This window comes from Sneathiella sedimenti (genome assembly GCF_017313765.1).
Lineage (GTDB): Bacteria > Pseudomonadota > Alphaproteobacteria > Sneathiellales > Sneathiellaceae > Sneathiella > Sneathiella sedimenti.
Genome location: NZ_JAFLNC010000006.1, coordinates 77,644 through 94,402 on the forward strand (window position 1 = coordinate 77,644; position 16,759 = coordinate 94,402).

Consider the following 16,759-nt stretch of genomic DNA (forward strand, 5'->3'; position numbering starts at 1 on the left):
CTGGAACCCCGATTAAAGGCTGAACTCTGGATCAAGGCGCATATCCGCAAATGCGCGGCGCTTAATGTCCCGGTCATGGTGACCCGGCGCGGCGATGAAACGGCTGGCTCTGTCCTGCTGAAAATCAACCGTCTGGGACCGGGCTGCATGGTCCTCTCCCCAACGACAAATTTTGATGATGGCGCCCGCATGTGGCTGAAAGGAACCGGTCCTGACTGGGTTGAGGAAACGGACGCCGACGCCTATATTGAAAGACGGGTAAAGAATGATCCCGATTTGTGGGTGCTTGAAGTTGAGGATAGAGAAGGGCGCGCATTTCTGGATGAAAAAATCGAATAGTACAGGCGAGATTGAGAGGTAATTACCTCTAGTTTTGGCTGGCATTCAATGCAGCCTTGCCTTATTCTGCCACTACATATGCCACGAAAACCGACAGGAACCCGCTTGATGCAACAATATCTTGATCTTTTGCGCACCGTACGCCACCAAGGCGTTTTTAAACCGGATCGCACGGGAGTCGGCACTTATAGCATATTCGGCCATCAGATGCGGTTTGATCTCGCAAAGGGATTTCCGGTCCTCACGACCAAGAAACTCCACCTGAAATCCATTATCCATGAACTGCTCTGGTTCCTTTCCGGCGATACAAATATCCGTTACCTTAAGGAAAATGGCGTTCGAATCTGGGATGAATGGGCGGACGAAAATGGTGATCTCGGCCCGGTTTACGGCGCGCAATGGCGGTCCTGGCCGCGCCCCGACGGCGGCTCGATCGACCAGATTGCGAATCTTGTCAATCAGATCAAGGTCAACCCCAATTCACGACGGCTGATCGTCAGTGCCTGGAATCCGGCAGAAGTCGACAATATGGCGCTTCCGCCCTGTCATTGCCTATTCCAGTTCTATGTTGCAGACGGCAAGCTCTCCTGCCAACTGTATCAGCGAAGCGCCGATGTATTTCTTGGCGTCCCCTTCAATATTGCCTCCTACGCCCTGCTCACCCTAATGATGGCACAGGTCTGCGATCTTGAACCGGGCGAGTTTATCCACAGCTTTGGCGATACGCACCTTTATGCCAATCACGTGGAACAGGCGGATTTGCAGCTTGAGCGCATTCCCGGCAAGCTGCCAACCATGCGAATCAATCCCGACGTCAAAGACATATTCGCCTTCACATTTGATGACTTCAACCTCGATGGATACCAGGCAGCAGCCCATATTCCGGCGCAGGTTGCCGTATAGGTTCGCGATGTCATCCATTCTCCTCTCGGCCATGGTCGCCGTATCTGAAAATCAGGTGATCGGCGTAGACAATGGCCTGCCATGGCGCCTTTCAAACGATCTGCAATGGTTCAAGAAAGTCACCATGGGCAAGCCGATCATCATGGGCCGCAAGACCTTCCAGTCGCTGCCCGGCATGCTTCCCGGCCGCCCTCACATCGTGATTACCCGCGACCTCGATTTTTCCGTTAAAGGCGCGGACATAGTCCACAGCCTGGAAGATGCCTTAAGCGTCGGCAGAGACGCGGCGCATCGCACTGGCGCCCGCGAAATGGTGATAATAGGCGGGGCCGAAATTTATCGTCAGGCACTTGAAATACTGGACATGATCTATCTCACTCGGGTGCATGCGACGGTCACGGGGGATTCCTTTTTTCCCGCGCTCGATCCCAGGGACTGGACTGAGTTATCGCGAGAGTTTCATGAGAAATCCGAAAAAAACATGTTCGATCACAGCTTTATCAGGCTTGGCCGAAAACGGGGCGGAAAAATTTAGCGACGAAGGCCCCTTTTAATATCAACGTAAAAGAATTATATTAAAACCGTTGGGCAACCAACTATGGCAATAAACGTTTCATGGAATAAACGTTGCGGACCCGGGGGCGGTACCCGGCGCCTCCACCATAAAGACAGAGATGTATAAACAAACAGCTGTCTTTCTGATGGGGGCGAAATAGGCTCGACGCGCGCAGTAAAGATGTAACTTTTGTCCGGCATGATACCACCGATATCGGGTCAATTTTATAAATGCTAACGATAATGACGAAGCATTTGCCGTAGCTGCTTAATTGCACTACACGGGGTTCGGAGGGGCACCTGGCAACAGAAGCCCCTCCACTTGTTTCTACTTCACGTGATGCTCAATTCGGCATTACGTCGCATATTGAATTAATGTAATAAGCAACAAGCGTCGGAGGCGGGGGTTATTCACGGTATGGATGACGAAATCAATTACACGAAAATGGTTGAAAATGCGCTGCTGGAGGTTGTCCGCAACGCGCTTCGTCATGTTGCCAGAAACGGCCTTCCCGGAGACCAGCACTTCTACATTACCTTTAAAACACAGTTTCCCGGGGTTTCCGTGCCGAAGCATTTGGCTGAGCGCTACAAAGATGAAATGACAATCGTGCTTCAGCACCAGTTCTGGGATGTTGTGGTAGAACAGGACTATTTCACCGTTGATCTCAGCTTCAATCACAAACGTGAAACGCTGAGGGTCCCGTTTGACGCCCTAACAGCCTTTGCCGACCCATCGGTGCAGTTTGGTCTTCAGTTCTCGGTGGCAACACCGGAAGGTGATATTACGGAACAGGCCGACGCAGTCTTGGAAGAATCCATCGATGACGCAAAAGCAGAGGCCAGCAAAACACCTGAGAAGCAAGGGGAAATAATAACCCTTGATGCCTTCCGCAAAAAATAGCTAATCTCCCGAAAATTCATTTCTTCCGTTTCGACATCAATTGAAAGCCTGCTCATGCCCGAATTTCATTATCAGGACATGTTTTCCCTCGGGAAAGACGACACTCCTTATCGCAAACTGACAGCTGATTACGTATCAACTATTGATTTCGATGGTCGGCAAATCCTGAAAGTGGAGCCCGAAGCCCTGAGCCTGCTTGCGGCGGAGGCAATGCATGATGTTGCTCATTTGTTGCGGCCTCTGCATCTTCAGCAGCTTGCAAAAATTCTTGAAGATGACGAAGCTTCTGAAAATGACAAATTCGTAGCGACGGAACTGCTCAAGAATGCGAATATTGCCGCCGGCATGGTCCTGCCGGGTTGTCAGGATACCGGCACCGCGATCATCATGGGCAAAAAAGGACAATATGTCTGGACCGACGGCACGGATAAGGAACAGCTGTCGCGAGGCGTCTACAAGACTTACACGGAAACCAATCTTCGGTATTCGCAGCTGGCGCCGATCAGCATGTTTGAAGAGAAAAATACCGGTACAAACTTGCCTGCCCAGATCGACCTTTACGCGACAAACGGCGATTCTTATGAATTTCTGTTTGTCGCAAAAGGTGGCGGCTCAGCCAACAAAAGTTTCCTCCATCAGGCGGTGCCGAGTGTCCTCACCCCGGAACGGCTGGTACCATTTATCGAGGAGATGTTGATGTCTCTGGGGACTGCCGCGTGTCCGCCCTACCATCTTGCTGTGGTTATTGGCGGCACTTCCGCGGAAGATACAATGAAGACCGTGAAGCTTGCCTCTACCAAATATTATGACACCTTACCAACGACCGGCAATGAACATGGACGCGCCTTCCGGGATCTTGAGATGGAGCAGGAAATCCTGAAAATCTCACAAGGGATCGGCATCGGCGCACAGTTCGGCGGCAAGTATTTCTGCCATGATGTCCGCGTGATCCGCATGCCGCGCCATGGCGCGAGTGTGCCAATCGGGATTGGTGTCTCCTGTTCTGCCGATCGGCAGGTAAAGGGTAAGATCACCAAGGACGGTGTCTTCCTTGAACAGCTGGAAACCAACCCGGCAAAATACCTGCCTGAAGTTACCGACAAGGACCTCAACAGCCATGTCGTTAAAATCGACCTGAACCGGCCGATGGCGGAAATACTGGAAACGCTTTCGCAGTATCCCATCAAGACGCGCCTGAGCTTAAGCGGCACAATTATCGTTGCCCGCGATCTCGCTCATCGTAAATTGCGCGAACTGCTGGAAAATGGCGAGGGACTTCCGCAGTATTTCAAGGACCATATCATTTACTACGCCGGACCGGCAAAAACACCGGAAGGCTACGCCTCCGGCTCCTTTGGGCCGACCACAGCGGGCCGAATGGATGGCTATGTTGATCAGTTTATGGCTGAAGGCGGCAGCATGGTGATGCTTGCAAAAGGGAACCGTAGTAAGGCCGTTGTCGACGCTTGTAAAAAGCACGGCGGATTTTACCTTGGCTCCATTGGCGGCCCGGCAGCTATTCTCGCGCAGAACAATATTAAGAAAGTTGACGTGCAGGCCTTTGAGGAATTCGGCATGGAAGCCATCTGGCGTATTGAAGTGGAGGATTTCCCGGCCTTTATTGTCATGGACGACAAGGGAAATGACTTTTTCGCCCGAAAGAAGAATGATTAAGGAAACCTCAAGCCCCGGCACTGCCTCTACGGAAATCATCAAGCATTCGGTGAGCATTGCCGGCCATCGTACCAGCGTGTCGCTGGAACGGAAATTCTGGGACCTGTTTCAAGAAAACGCAAAACGCAAAGGCCTCAGCCTGAATGAACTGATTACGGAAATTGATGCCACGCGGCAGGGCAATCTTTCCAGCGCAATTCGTCTTTTTGTCCTGGAAGAACTTCTCGAAAAGGCGCGTGATCAGAGATAGTCATATAAAATATATTTTGAGATTATCCTGCAGCGTCCCTATATGAAAATTAGCGCAATTACCAATAAAGGTCGCTATCAAAATGGGTGATGTCGTCAATCTCAATCAGTTTCGGAAAAAGCGTAATCGCAAGACAGCAGAAGACACGGCCCGCAACAACCGGGCAAGTTTCGGCCGATCTGCGGCACAAAAAAAGCAGGATATGAATCAACAGAAAAAGCGGGACGCTTTGCTTGACAAGAAAAAGCTGTCTAATAAGGATGAAGAAGAGACCCCCTCCGAAAATTAGCTATTTCTTTACACATTTTGTTTAAAAAATAACAGATTACTGTCATAGAAATGACTCAACCTTCTTTTAATGAGTATCTGCGTGTCGCAAAGGTGAGCGCAAGAGGAGGTGCAAATGGAACCTGGTGTAAGGAAATTCCCCGAACCCGCACTGCAAGAATTGCTGGCGGACCCGGTTATTTTAGCTGTCCTGAAACGGGACGGACTCACCGTGGAAGATGTTAAAAAGGTCGTGAAAACCTACCAGGAAAAATCACGTTCCCGCTTCACCTGACGGTTTATTTTATACAGTCTCCCAAAACCAATTTCGCCTACGACTTCTTTTGTTGTGCAAATTCGCTAGCTCGCGTTATTATCCGGGCGAATGCTCACTTTGCGTAAATTTTACCTATCCGGCAATCAGGGAGATGTTTCAAGCGTGACTGCAGCAGCAAGATACAAGAAGAAATCGGCAACCATCCGGGGACTGAAAATGTCCTACATTGAGGAAGGTGAAGGCGACCCGATTGTATTTTTACATGGCAATCCGACGTCTTCCTATTTATGGCGCAACGTCATGCCGCATCTTGAAGGTCGGGGGCGCCTGATCGCACCGGACCTGATCGGCATGGGGGATTCCGAAAAGCTACATGACAGTGGGCCCGACAGATATACCTTTAAGGAGCATCGCGCCTTCTTAAACGACCTGTTGGCTTACCTCATGGTTGACAAGGATGTCACCCTGGTCGTTCATGACTGGGGATCTGCGTTGGGGTTTGACTGGGCCTACCAAAACCAGTCCGCTATGAAAGGCCTCGTCTATATGGAGGCAATTGTCCAGACCATTGCCAGCTGGGACGATTGGCCCGAGCAAGCCCGAAATATCTTCCAGGCATTCCGCAGCCCTGCTGGCGAAGAATTGGTACTGGATAAAAATATATTTGTTGAACGAGTATTACCATCCTCTATCCTTCGCGATCTTGCGGATGAGGAGCAACGAGAATATACCCGCCCATTCAGGAACGCTGGAGAAGACCGGCGGCCGACCCTGACCTGGCCGCGGCAAATTCCGATTGCCGGGGAACCGGAAGACGTAGTCAAGATTGTCGACGAGTACTCCGCCTGGCTCAGTCAATCCGACTTACCCAAGCTTTTCATTAATGCAGATCCCGGCTCCATACTTGTCGGGCCTCAGCGCGAATACTGCCGGACATGGCCTAACCAAACGGAAGTAACCATCAAGGGATTGCACTTTATTCAGGAAGACAGCCCGGACGAGATCGGCCAGGCCATCTCGGAATTTATCACGAAAATGTAGATCTTGTTTTTTAGCGGAAATTATTGTGGAAAAGAAACGAATTAAACTGAATGCGTTGCAAAGCAAGACACTGGTTTTGCTGCAGATACTGGCGCGCGATCCTGATAGCGCCACCCCCGTCGGGGACAATGGGGACATCCGCATTACCCGCCTGCCCCACGCCCATGGAAATCACATGCATGTAGGTGAATTTGTGATTGCGAGTCGCGACGCCACTGGACTGAGCAATAAATCTGTTTGGACCGCACTCAGCCGTAAGGGTCTTGTCCGCGAAAACTGGGAGGAAGAAATTATCCTGACAGCTGAAGGTCTTGCCTTTTCCACCGGGCTCGAGAACAAGTTTTTAACGGCATCTGATCACTAAGTTATATTAGTTCGCAAATAGCCGGAGAACACACAGCAAATGAATGTTGAGTTGGACAGAAAGCTGACAACAATTCTTTGCGCGGATGTCTCCGGATACAGCAGGCTGATGAATGATGACGAGGGAAAAACTCTCGAGCGGCTCAAAATAACGCGCGAAATTTTCCGGGAGATCATTGCCCGCTATGGCGGCCGCATCGTCAATATGACGGGTGACGGCCTCGTCAGCGAATTTTCGAGTGTCGTAAAAGCTGTGCAATGCGCCGTTGAGGTGCAAAACAAGATTAACAAGGACAATGCCCCTCTTCCGGCTGACGACCAGATGCTTTATCGCATCGGGATCAACCTGGGGGATGTCATCATTGAGGGGGACGATATCTTCGGTGATGGCGTCAATGTGGCGGCAAGACTGGAAGCAATGGCGCCTGTTGGGGGAATATGTATTTCCGGCTCCGTTTTTGAACAGGTGAAAAACAAGCTCCCAAGAGAGTTTAAGTTTCTCGGTAACCGGGAGGTCAAAAATATCGCGGAACCGGTCGCGGTCTATTCACTAACTTTAAGCGAGCCCCCCGGTAAACAGCCCCAACCGTCGTCTCACCCTATTCCTCTATCCGAGGACCACGCTGAGGATTCGCGAGAAGAAGATGCTGAAGAGGACAAACGAATTCGGGCATATGTAAAAAAGCAGGCGGGATTTTACCGCCGAGCAATGACATTCGGCACGATCATTCTGTGTCTTTTCATTATTAACATGGCCACTTCTGCAAATTATTGGTGGTTTCTATGGCCGATGGCATCCTTCCTCGTAATTTTAGCCCTGGATGCGGTTAGGTTATTTGGCTTGGGAGACCGGACAGACGAATGGGAAAAGCGCAAGATAGCCAAGCTCAAGTCCCGCAACCGCCGCCGCTAAGACTCGTCGACCACAATCCTTGATGCGATGGCTTCAAGTGCCTGCACATCCGGGCTCACATAGTTTTCGAATACAATCGTCGGACCATTGGCAACAAGCAGTGAAAGCGTGGCTTTACCATCCACCTCGCTTAGGTTCCAGGCCTCACCGTTTCCACGATCGTCCACAAGAATCCCTAGGTCATCGAATATTTGATCCAGATTGATGCTGTCTTCGTCGATATCGAAATCGGTGATTGTAACTGTTCCACTGTCCTCACCAGTAAAGGCAAAAACATCGGCTCCGTCACCACCGGCAAGGACATCATTCCCACCATTGCCCTGAATCAGATCATCACCGCCCAGACCGGAAATAATATCAGCCGCAGCGGTCCCGAGAAGCTGCTCACCTTCTTCACTGCCATCAAGGACGTTCGGGGGCAACGTGAATGCCGACAAGACTGTAAATGCCCCTGCATTTTCATCAATAAAGGTGAAGGTCAATAACGCGCTACTGGTATCGCCATCGCCGTCGGTCAACACATATTCGAAACTTTCCATCTCGCCGGGGTCGGCTTCATCGGGGGCGGTATAGGTGTAGTTGCCGGCCGCGTCAATTGAGATGCTTCCGCCAAGGCCGGTGTCAACGATAAGGGGCGTGCCATTTTGTGGAATATCATACTCTACGCCATCGTGAATTAGCGACGTCAAGGTCCCGCCATCCGCGCCCAGCCGATCAATGGACCCGGAGCTGACCACATTGTCCGTCTCAACAACAGGAATGGTTTCAACCAAAACAGATTCAAGGTCGCTGGGATCAATCACTATTGTCGGCTCATCCGCAGCATTCTCAACCTTCGCCAGTTCCGTTGTACTGATTCCTGTTCCAAGCCCAACCGCAACGACCTCAACACCGTTAGCGTCAACAAACTGCTGCCATCCATTTCCACCGTCTGTCGGCACTTCCTGGCCTTCTGTCGGTTCCCCATCGGAGATGAAATAGACAGTCGTCTTAAAGCCATCGAGCGCAGGATTGGCGAGATTGCCGACAAGAACTCCCTGGGCGCCGTCCTCGGTGTTTGCGAGCGCAGCAGCGTAATTGGTCGCCCCTCCCGGCACAAGATTGCTGGTGTCAGTGACGAAATCCTGCGCTTCCTGGATGGAGGATCCTTGGTAAACCACCGACGAACCGGCGGCGAAGCCGATAATGGTGATATTTACTTCACTTGAGACCTGCTCATATTCCGACAGTACATTATCCACGGCAGCCCTGAGGATTTGTATGCGGGTCTGCCCGGCACCCTCAACGAAATTGGTCATTGAGCCCGAAATATCCAGAACGAAAAGCAGGTTATAGGTGGGTAGCATCGGTGCCGGCAAATCAACTGCGTCCGGGCTCGCGATCGGAACATCATCGACAATCGTTGCCGTAAAGGAACCGCTGATCAAGGAACCGTCCTGATCTACCACATCAAAGGTAAAGGGAAGATCCAACCCATCTTCGCCCGCACCCGAATGATCGACTGCGTCATTAAGCGTCAGCGTATATCCATAATTGTCGCCATCGCCATTCGGACCAAATTCCAAAACAAAAATCGGGCGTAACGTACCTGTATCAGATGTCGCCGTCGCAGTGACCTGCTGTGTCACGCCATCCGCGAGCGTCGTAAGTTCATAGAAGACAGGATCGCCGCGAGACGTAATAACCGGCAATTCCCCGATATCAAGAGTCACGCTTCCCGCACCATCAAGGCCGAAATCAATTTCAGCGACCCCATTTATGGAGATTGACTCCGGCGTCGTGTCCCCTCCCTCGGGGAGGTCATCTTCATCAACAACAATATCTGAGGCCGCACCGAGAATGGGGCCGCTATCCTCGATCTCAATTGCCAATGTTCCCGACGCTGATGAATTGTTCACATCAGTGACAGAAATGGCGAGATTAAAGGCGAGGTGACCAATATTTTCCCCGGTACCATCTACATGATCGATTGGGCCCACCAAGGACATGTCATAGGTGCCATCCGTATTCAGAGTAACTGTGAAAATCGTCGCCCCGCCGGCCGCGCCGGTCACAACATTCGTTCCTAGCCCGGAAAGAATAATCGGTGCGCCATTGGATGTAAGACCGGCCGCATCAAAATTTGGTTGGCTCGCATCGAAGGTCACCGAGGCAATCTCTCCGCTACCACCGCCGATGCCGAGGGAAGCACCTTCGATGATATCTCCTTCTTCGGTTTCCACCAACTGCGCGGGCGTCGCTTCACCAATTATGACGGGATCGTCATTATCCTCGATGGTCAGCGTTATTGAGTCCGAGGCACTGTCGATTGTCGCGTTGCTCGATGCTCCGACCAGCGTAAGTGTTAGAGATTCCGGCCCTTCAAACAGATTATCATCTATAATCGGAATGGTAATGGTGGTGGTTGCCCCAGGCGCGAGACCTAACTCTCCGCCCTCAAATGTAACCGTCTGAAGTGTTTCGGTCAGATAATCGCTGCCTGCTGACGCGGTTCCCGTAATCTGGTAATTTACGCTTACCGTTACCCCCGGTGCGACGGCCTTATCCAGGGTAACCACAAAGGTTAGCATCCCCGCGTCTTCTCCAACAGTAGCGCCGTCTTCACCAATTCCCACCCCATCAACCGTGACATCCGAGAGCGTGACTAAGCCAATATCATCATCTGTGATCACCACAAGAGCCTGACTAGACTTGATATCGATATCCGCGTTCTCAACGCCGGTTATGGCAACAATAAAAAACTCCAGGTTTTCGATTACATCATCGTCAACAACAGTTACTGTAAATGCGGCTTGTGTCTGACCCGGCGGAATAACAATAGTGCCATTCCCATTACTAATAAAATCCAGGTCACCAGGTAGTCCCGAATCCGTACCTGATGCTGACCCCGAACGGATCTCATAGGTGACTGTAACAGGTACGTTCGTTGGTTGGCTCAGGGTAATGAATATCTGGAAGCTCTCCAGATTACCGGATTCCTGATCGACAACCGAAACTACATTCAAACCTGTCTGGGGGCCGATCCCGACTATTTCCTCGGTATTCTGTGTAGTGCGGAACTTCAGATCCGTTCCGACGAGCAATCCCGCAGCCTTGAGAAGGTCTCCTACGGACTGTCCTCCATCAATGCCGCCTTCACTGTAAGGTTGAAACCCTGCCCCGCCCCCCGACTGGGCACGCCGACCGGCTTCCGGCGAGATCTCATCAGGATTGAATTTATCTTCGTCATCGAACCATTTCGGGTCGATCAAGCGCAATGCCTCTCCATAAATATTGAAAAGCTGTTCTCCGGTCAGGATAAAGGGAACGCTCGGCAATGCTGAAAAGCTGGTGACGATAACGGATTGGTTGGGAATATCCAGTAGCTGCGATCCAGCCTCATTGGTAATAACGATCGCGCCGGTAAAAAGCGTGAAAATGGATTCTTCGCCGATATTTCTTACATTTCCAGACCAGCTTGTGCCGCGAATACCGATTGTGCCGACAGGTGTGCGGACATCAACATTTTCCGGATCATCTTTGGCAATCTGCCCGCTGACCAACGAGAAGACGCCCTGCAAAAGGGAAACACCGAATTTTCCATCGCCCGACGAAGGGTTGTAAATCATTTCGTCGAGAACGGCCCGACCGTTCTCTCCCATGGAAAATTGGGTATCATCCGCAAACACAATGGTGAAGGAGGAGCCCGCTGCCGTCTCTATGACATCGCCCTGAAAAACGGCAGCACCCTCGACTAGTTCTTCGCTGGTTCCATCCGCATGTCGTGATGTGACTGTGCCTGATAATTGCGAGACCTCGCCAATTGGGCCGCCAGCATCAGACTGCGTGTTCGTGGATTGGGCCATTGGCCCCGGACCAGCAAGCTTGCCAATCAAATCCGCGGGGATACGTGCACCACCGGCTGTTATAATATCCACGCCCTGACCAGTCGCGAAATAGTCGTATATCGTGATATAATCGCCTGTATCTGAGATCAAATTGAGGTCTACTCCATCGCGGGAATATTCTGCCAGGAGAGGTTTAATCTCATTGCCCAGATGTATCGGGCTACCATCTGAAACTGCGTAGGTTGTAAGAGGACTATCATCGCCAAGATCTGATATATTTATTTTCTTCATCTTTATACCCTTTGACGACGAAATGCGTCTCCGTCCATCAGCAAGCTATAAATTAAATGCGCCGGACAGTTAAAACAGGTTCAAAAAAAATAGCCGCCCACATATTCGCGACCTAGAAATCTGTTATGGAGCAATTGATAAATTAATATAAATTGATAGAGGGAACTATGTCACATATTCGACAAATTTCATAAAATTTTTGGTAACTATAGTTAACATCGGGATATTCTATGAACGGCTACCCTCGCATCTGAATGCATTAAAGAGTGAAAAATCCCGTATGACGGACAAAAGACAAGGCCTAAAACCCTCAAAAAAGTTTTACAACTTTAAGTGGCTGAATTTCGCCAGAGGCGGCAGGATTCCTGCTTTCGCTCTTCTTGCCGCTGCCTTATTTCTGCAGATTTCTGACCCTCAATTTTTATCCAGCTTCAGAGATCGCATTTTTGATGTATACCAACAATCCCATCCACGCGAAGCTCAATTTCCACGCCCAGTTGTGGTCATCGATATTGATGAAAACAGCTTGCTGAACCTCGGTCAATGGCCCTGGCCTCGCTCTTACCTCGCAAAACTCGTGGAAAATACCACCAAAAGCGGTGCTGCCGTCATCGGCTTCGATATGTTATTCGCCGAATCGGACCGGCTGTCTCCCAATGAAATGTCCCAGAATATTGTAGGTCTGCCGCCACTGGTGCAACGACAACTCAGCACCCTTCCATCTTTCGATGGCATCTTTGCGGAGGCCATCGAGAATAGCCGTGTTGTCCTGGGGATATCTGTCAGCCCTGAAAGCGTTGGTGCCAATAATCTAGGGCTCGATCGCATCCCTTCTTTTGCACTGCTCGGCCAAGATCCAAAACCATTCCTGAGAAACTATCCTGCCTTGATCGGCAATATTGACAAGCTGGATGACGCGGCATCAGGGCGCGGCATGATCAGTCTGGATCAGGATTTCGACGGGATCGTTCGACGCATTCCCCTTGCCAACCGGATTGGCGACAAGATTATACCCTCCCTTGCGCTGGATATGCTTCGCGTGGCAACGGGACGGAATGTTATTATACAAACCAATGAAAACGGAATTGTCGGCTTCAAGGTGGCGGGAACCCTGGTACCGACAGACACGCGCGGTCGCATTTGGCTAAAATATGCGCAATACGATCCGACACTGTATATATCCGCGCTGGATGTCATTAACGGGACGGTTGACGAGGAACTGCTGGCCGGAAAGCTGGTTCTCGTCGGCACCTCCGCGACGGGCCTGAAGGACTTGCGGGCATCTCCCCTTACCTCAAACTTGCCCGGCGTGGAAATGCATCTTCAACTTCTGGAGAACATCTGGTCTCAAAGCTATCTCTTCCGGCCAGATTTTATCGCCATTTTCGAATGGACCGGAACACTGATGACGGGCCTGTCGTTGATTATTCTTGTGCCCCTCGCTGGCGCCCGGGCGACCCTGGGATTGCTCGTTTTTATCTCGGTCACGGCTATTGGTTCCTCAGCCTATTTCTTTGTTTATAACTCCGTCCTGATCGATGTGAGTTACACATTGTTTATATCCATTCTCGTTTACATTACGATGGTGTATGCGAACTATCGTGGCACCGAACAGGAACGAACCCGCATTAGAACGGCCTTCGCCCACTATCTATCTCCCGAACTCGTAAAAAGGCTATCCGCATCGCCCGACAGCCTGGTTCTCGGCGGCGAAGAGCGGGAGATGACATTTATGTTCTGTGACGTTCGGGAATTCACAGTCATTTCGGAGGGGTACAAGCACGATCCGCAGGGGCTGACCCATCTTATCAACCGCTTTTTGACGCCAATGACCAGTGAGATACTTAAACACAACGGCACTATCGACAAATATATGGGCGATTCAATTATGGCCTTCTGGAATGCACCCCTTGAGAATGATCAGCATCGGAAAGATGCCGCGGACGCTGCGTTGCAAATGATAGTACGGCTTGCGGCCCTGAATGCGGAATTGAGAGAGGAAGCAGAGCGCGAAAACCGGGCATTCAAAGCGCTTCGCGTCGGAATTGGCCTGAATACTGGAGTATGCATTGTCGGCAATCTGGGATCTGAACAGCGGTTCGATTACTCTGTCCTCGGAGATCCGGTCAATTTGGCCTCCCGCCTGGAAGGACAGACAAAGGAATATGGCTTCAGCATCATTCTGGGCGAGAGTACGGCAACGGCTATACCGGACTATGCCATGATCGAGCTTGACCTAATTGCGGTGAAGGGCAAGCAGGAGGCCGTCAAGATATTCGGCCTTCTCGGCAACGAAGAACATGCAAAACGGACCCAGTTCATAGAAGCGAAAGAGGCGATAGAAACCTTCCTGAGTTTGTATTTTTCAAAGAACTGGGACGAAGCTCTTAACAAGCTGAATTTCATCGAAAGCATGAATCCGCGCCTGGAAAAGTTCGTGACGCTTTATCGGGATCGCATTCGAACCTTCACGGTTACGCCCCCGCCGACAGATTGGGATGGCGTCTTTCGGGCCACAAGAAAGTAGGATCAGCTGCCAATACTCAAAAGCTGTCGCTGGCGGCCAGCTTTCCAAGGCGTGACGTGATTTCACGAAATCCTGCAATCGTCTCATTAATGATGTCGGCTGCGGATTTCTGTTCTGTAATCAGGCTTGCGGACTGACCGGCCAGGCCGACACTAGCCTCCATATCGCCGCCGAAATAGAGATCCTGAATATGTGTAAATGTGTCTGGTGGCATCAAGCCCGCATCATGGATTTTCGCTGTCCGTCCGGTTTTTAACGCCCGGATACAGGGCGTGGATTTCTTATTGAGAACATAGGTGCCCGTATCCTCTGCATCGATTATCGCCTGTTTAAAATTCGCGTGAACCGGACTCTCCTTGGCGGAGACGAAACGGGTTCCCATCTGGATAGCTTCGGCACCAACGGCGAACGCAGCGGCCATACCACGACCGTCAACGATCCCTCCCGCCGCGACCATCGGGACATTTACCTTGTCACGAATAGCCTGCAGCAGGACAAGGGTCGAGACTTCTTCAGGGTTCTTAAAGCCACCCCCTTCTGCCCCTTCGACAATCAGTCCGTCAACGCCAGCATCTACAGCCTTCAGCGCCGCCTTAACCGTCGGAACTGCATGATAAACGATGATATCATGCGCCTTAAGAATGTGAATTAGCTTCTCCGGGTTACCCGCGGAAGTCGTCACAAATTTAACCCCGCTTTCCGCAACGAACTTAATCATATTCTCATCGCGGAGGAACAGGAGCGGCAGGTTGATGCCGAATGGCGCATCAGTAAGCTCCGGCATCCTGCGAATTTCCCGAATGCAGTTCTCTGTCTCGCGCGACGATGTTTCAATAACCCCGAGTCCACCGGCATTACAAACAGCGGAAGCAAGTTGCGATCGGGCGATCCAGCCCATTGGAGCCTGAATAATCGGGTATTTCGCGCCGGTATGTTGAAGTACTCGATTCATTTCAGTTCCTTGTTCCGAAAAATTTTGTCAGGTAAAGGAGATATCCGCCGCTGCCGATAAATCCCGAAGCGCCTGCTCCTCACTGACAACTTTTATTGTCTTCATCCCCATCGCGGCGGCAGGCTTCAGATTGATGCCCAGGTCGTCGAGGTAAACAACCTCATCCGGTGTCACCCCCATTTGCTCGCAGGCATATTCATAGATGCGCGGATCGGGCTTGCGAAGGCCAATCTTGCTTGATTCTATGACTTGCCGAAACAACGCCATTACCTGCTCAACTTCGGCCTGCGCCGCCGCGTCCCGAGTCATACCCGGCCCCTTACCCGCCGCAACGTTATTCGTCAGGCAGGTGCAGTTATACTTTTCCCCGCATATTTTCAGGGCATTGACCATATTTGGCCTTACGTTTCCGGCAAGTAGCTTAATTATTTCCGTTCCGGGAATAGCATGCCCCAAGGCGCCGCTTTCGACTTCGAACAGCTTGTCGAACTCCTCCATCGTCACCTCGCTGCGTTCGAATTTCGCCCAGGCGTTGCTATCCGGATTCGTCGAGTTTACACGCCGGATAAAATCTGCGGGCAATCCCTGTTGCTTTTCAAATCGTGCGAAAGCCTCAAATGGACTCGTCGTCAAAACACCGCCGAAGTCCCAGAGGATGGCTTTTATCATTAGAATTTTTCCTTATTGGCAAGACGGATAAAGACTGCTTATGCCGCCGAATATTATTCTTACTTTTGTTAAATAGTGACAGGCGCATTTTATCCTGTCAAACATCAAGGTAGATTGAATTCACCATTTTTTCCGTTAGTTTATTACCTAAGTGCATATTAAAATAACATCTTTGCAGGAGCGTCCCCATGAAAGCGTCAATCATAAGCGCTATGATTCTTCTCCTCGGCATGGCCAGCGCAAGTGCGTTTGAACGCCAGGACCTTCAAAAACTGACCGAAACGGGGAGTTGCGGTGGTTGTGATCTTAGGGGAGCGAAGCTGCAATATAAAGATCTGGGAGACGCCAATCTCAAGGGCGCAAATATGCGCGATTCCATATTGAAACAGATTAACCTCAGTCAGGCAAAACTGATGGAGGCCGATATGCGTCGGTCTGACCTGGAAAAAGCAAATCTCACCGCGGCTGATCTCGAGTACGCAATTCTGCAGGATGCCGATATGGAAAAAGCAGTTATGACCGGCGTGAACCTAAGACGGACGGATTTGCGTAGTGCTGACTTTGACGGCGCTGAGATGGAGAATGTGAATTTCCAGGACGCGGATATCCGGAAAGCCAATTTCAAGCGCGCCAACCTTACCAATTCGAATTTCAGCAATGCCAAGGTCACGGAAGTAAACTTCAAGCGGGCAAATTTGGTAGGTGCCATTATGACCAAGGCGGAGCTCAATGACGCAAATTTCACGCGGGCCGACCTGAAGAATGCGCGCCTGCAGGAGACTGATCTCCGGCACGCGAATTTTTATCGCGCGCATTTGACCAATACCGACCTGTCCGGAGCAAGACTTTCTAATGCTTCATTCTGGGGCGCGGATTTATCCGGAGCTAACCTTGAAGGGGTTTCTGGACTAAATCAGCTGCAATTGGATACCGCCTGCGGCGACGAGAAAACGGTCCTGCCCGGCAATCTCTCAATCAGCGAATGTGCGCCGTAAACCGGAGCAGCT

At 51.0% G+C, this 16,759-nt stretch carries 16 protein-coding genes and 1 other RNA gene; 14 read left to right on the forward strand and 3 right to left on the reverse strand.

The window, feature by feature from the left end; all coding sequences use genetic code 11:
• The 12 genes from J0X12_RS16615 (at position 1) to J0X12_RS16670 (ending at position 7,486) form a co-directional block, all read left to right on the forward strand.
• Positions 1-339 (forward strand): DUF1491 family protein, encoded by a 339-nt coding sequence (locus J0X12_RS16615; RefSeq protein WP_207047671.1) that lies wholly within the window; start codon positions 1-3, stop codon positions 337-339.
• Positions 340-447: 108 nt separating this feature from the next.
• On the forward strand, positions 448-1,242 hold the full coding sequence (locus tag J0X12_RS16620) for a thymidylate synthase (protein ID WP_207047566.1): 795 nt from the start codon (positions 448-450) through the stop codon (positions 1,240-1,242).
• A gap of 7 nt (positions 1,243-1,249) precedes the next feature.
• The gene (locus tag J0X12_RS16625; RefSeq protein ID WP_207047567.1) at positions 1,250-1,777 is read left to right on the forward strand and encodes a dihydrofolate reductase; all 528 of its coding nucleotides are present in this window, start codon (positions 1,250-1,252) and stop codon (positions 1,775-1,777) included.
• Positions 1,778-1,786: 9 nt separating this feature from the next.
• Positions 1,787-2,120, forward strand: a transfer-messenger RNA (tmRNA) gene (gene ssrA / locus J0X12_RS16630).
• A gap of 95 nt (positions 2,121-2,215) precedes the next feature.
• Positions 2,216-2,701 (forward strand): SspB family protein, encoded by a 486-nt coding sequence (locus J0X12_RS16635; protein WP_207047568.1) that lies wholly within the window; start codon positions 2,216-2,218, stop codon positions 2,699-2,701.
• A gap of 54 nt (positions 2,702-2,755) precedes the next feature.
• Positions 2,756-4,375, forward strand: a complete 1,620-nt coding sequence (locus tag J0X12_RS16640; RefSeq protein ID WP_207047569.1) for a fumarate hydratase — start codon at positions 2,756-2,758, stop codon at positions 4,373-4,375.
• Positions 4,368-4,625, forward strand: a complete 258-nt coding sequence (locus J0X12_RS16645; protein ID WP_207047570.1) for a ribbon-helix-helix domain-containing protein — start codon at positions 4,368-4,370, stop codon at positions 4,623-4,625. The genes J0X12_RS16640 and J0X12_RS16645 overlap by 8 nt, the downstream gene beginning before the upstream one ends.
• Positions 4,626-4,707: 82 nt before the next feature.
• Positions 4,708-4,914, forward strand: coding sequence for a DUF4169 family protein (locus tag J0X12_RS16650; protein ID WP_207047571.1), 207 nt, complete (start codon positions 4,708-4,710; stop codon positions 4,912-4,914).
• A 114-nt stretch (positions 4,915-5,028) separates the two neighbouring features.
• Positions 5,029-5,187 (forward strand): hypothetical protein, encoded by a 159-nt coding sequence (locus J0X12_RS16655; protein ID WP_207047572.1) that lies wholly within the window; start codon positions 5,029-5,031, stop codon positions 5,185-5,187.
• A 144-nt stretch (positions 5,188-5,331) separates the two neighbouring features.
• Positions 5,332-6,210, forward strand: a complete 879-nt coding sequence (locus tag J0X12_RS16660; protein ID WP_207047573.1) for a haloalkane dehalogenase — start codon at positions 5,332-5,334, stop codon at positions 6,208-6,210.
• A 25-nt stretch (positions 6,211-6,235) separates the two neighbouring features.
• Complete coding sequence (locus tag J0X12_RS16665; RefSeq protein WP_207047574.1) at positions 6,236-6,574, forward strand: hypothetical protein; 339 nt, start codon at positions 6,236-6,238, stop codon at positions 6,572-6,574.
• Positions 6,575-6,613: 39 nt separating this feature from the next.
• Positions 6,614-7,486, forward strand: coding sequence for an adenylate/guanylate cyclase domain-containing protein (locus J0X12_RS16670; RefSeq protein ID WP_207047575.1), 873 nt, complete (start codon positions 6,614-6,616; stop codon positions 7,484-7,486).
• Here J0X12_RS16670 and J0X12_RS16675 read toward each other — a convergent pair.
• The gene (locus tag J0X12_RS16675) at positions 7,483-11,604 is read right to left on the reverse strand and encodes a T1SS-143 repeat domain-containing protein (protein WP_207047576.1); all 4,122 of its coding nucleotides are present in this window, start codon (positions 11,602-11,604) and stop codon (positions 7,483-7,485) included. The genes J0X12_RS16670 and J0X12_RS16675 overlap by 4 nt on opposite strands.
• A 280-nt stretch (positions 11,605-11,884) precedes the next feature.
• Here J0X12_RS16675 and J0X12_RS16680 point away from each other — a divergent pair, with 280 nt between their 5' ends.
• Entirely contained in the window at positions 11,885-14,131 is a 2,247-nt protein-coding gene (locus J0X12_RS16680; protein WP_207047577.1) for a CHASE2 domain-containing protein, read from the forward strand.
• Between the two features lie 16 nt (positions 14,132-14,147).
• Here J0X12_RS16680 and J0X12_RS16685 read toward each other — a convergent pair whose 3' ends face one another.
• Together J0X12_RS16685 and J0X12_RS16690 are read right to left on the reverse strand one after the other, a co-directional pair.
• Positions 14,148-15,083: an NAD(P)H-dependent flavin oxidoreductase gene (locus J0X12_RS16685; RefSeq protein ID WP_207047578.1), complete on the reverse strand. Its 936-nt coding sequence runs from the start codon at positions 15,081-15,083 to the stop codon at positions 14,148-14,150.
• Between the two features lie 27 nt (positions 15,084-15,110).
• Positions 15,111-15,752 (reverse strand): HAD-IA family hydrolase, encoded by a 642-nt coding sequence (locus J0X12_RS16690; RefSeq protein ID WP_207047579.1) that lies wholly within the window; start codon positions 15,750-15,752, stop codon positions 15,111-15,113.
• Positions 15,753-15,940: 188 nt separating this feature from the next.
• Between J0X12_RS16690 and J0X12_RS16695 the strand changes: the two genes are divergently transcribed.
• Positions 15,941-16,747 (forward strand): pentapeptide repeat-containing protein, encoded by an 807-nt coding sequence (locus tag J0X12_RS16695; RefSeq protein WP_207047580.1) that lies wholly within the window; start codon positions 15,941-15,943, stop codon positions 16,745-16,747.
• Positions 16,748-16,759 lie beyond the last annotated feature (12 nt).

Bases quoted from the DNA above. Each gene is read 5' to 3' on its own strand.
- J0X12_RS16625 (WP_207047567.1), top strand. From the start codon at position 1,250: ATGTCATCCATTCTCCTCTCGGCCATGGTCGCCGTATCTGAAAATCAG.
- J0X12_RS16670 (WP_207047575.1), top strand. From the start codon at position 6,614: ATGAATGTTGAGTTGGACAGAAAGCTGACAACAATTCTTTGCGCGGAT.
- J0X12_RS16645 (WP_207047570.1), top strand. From the start codon at position 4,368: ATGATTAAGGAAACCTCAAGCCCCGGCACTGCCTCTACGGAAATCATC.
- J0X12_RS16635 (WP_207047568.1), top strand. From the start codon at position 2,216: ATGGATGACGAAATCAATTACACGAAAATGGTTGAAAATGCGCTGCTG.
- J0X12_RS16685 (WP_207047578.1), bottom strand. From the start codon at position 15,083: ATGAATCGAGTACTTCAACATACCGGCGCGAAATACCCGATTATTCAG.
- J0X12_RS16655 (WP_207047572.1), top strand. From the start codon at position 5,029: ATGGAACCTGGTGTAAGGAAATTCCCCGAACCCGCACTGCAAGAATTG.
- J0X12_RS16675 (WP_207047576.1), bottom strand. From the start codon at position 11,604: ATGAAGAAAATAAATATATCAGATCTTGGCGATGATAGTCCTCTTACA.
- J0X12_RS16650 (WP_207047571.1), top strand. From the start codon at position 4,708: ATGGGTGATGTCGTCAATCTCAATCAGTTTCGGAAAAAGCGTAATCGC.
- J0X12_RS16690 (WP_207047579.1), bottom strand. From the start codon at position 15,752: ATGATAAAAGCCATCCTCTGGGACTTCGGCGGTGTTTTGACGACGAGT.
- J0X12_RS16680 (WP_207047577.1), top strand. From the start codon at position 11,885: ATGACGGACAAAAGACAAGGCCTAAAACCCTCAAAAAAGTTTTACAAC.
- J0X12_RS16640 (WP_207047569.1), top strand. From the start codon at position 2,756: ATGCCCGAATTTCATTATCAGGACATGTTTTCCCTCGGGAAAGACGAC.
- J0X12_RS16695 (WP_207047580.1), top strand. From the start codon at position 15,941: ATGAAAGCGTCAATCATAAGCGCTATGATTCTTCTCCTCGGCATGGCC.
- J0X12_RS16620 (WP_207047566.1), top strand. From the start codon at position 448: ATGCAACAATATCTTGATCTTTTGCGCACCGTACGCCACCAAGGCGTT.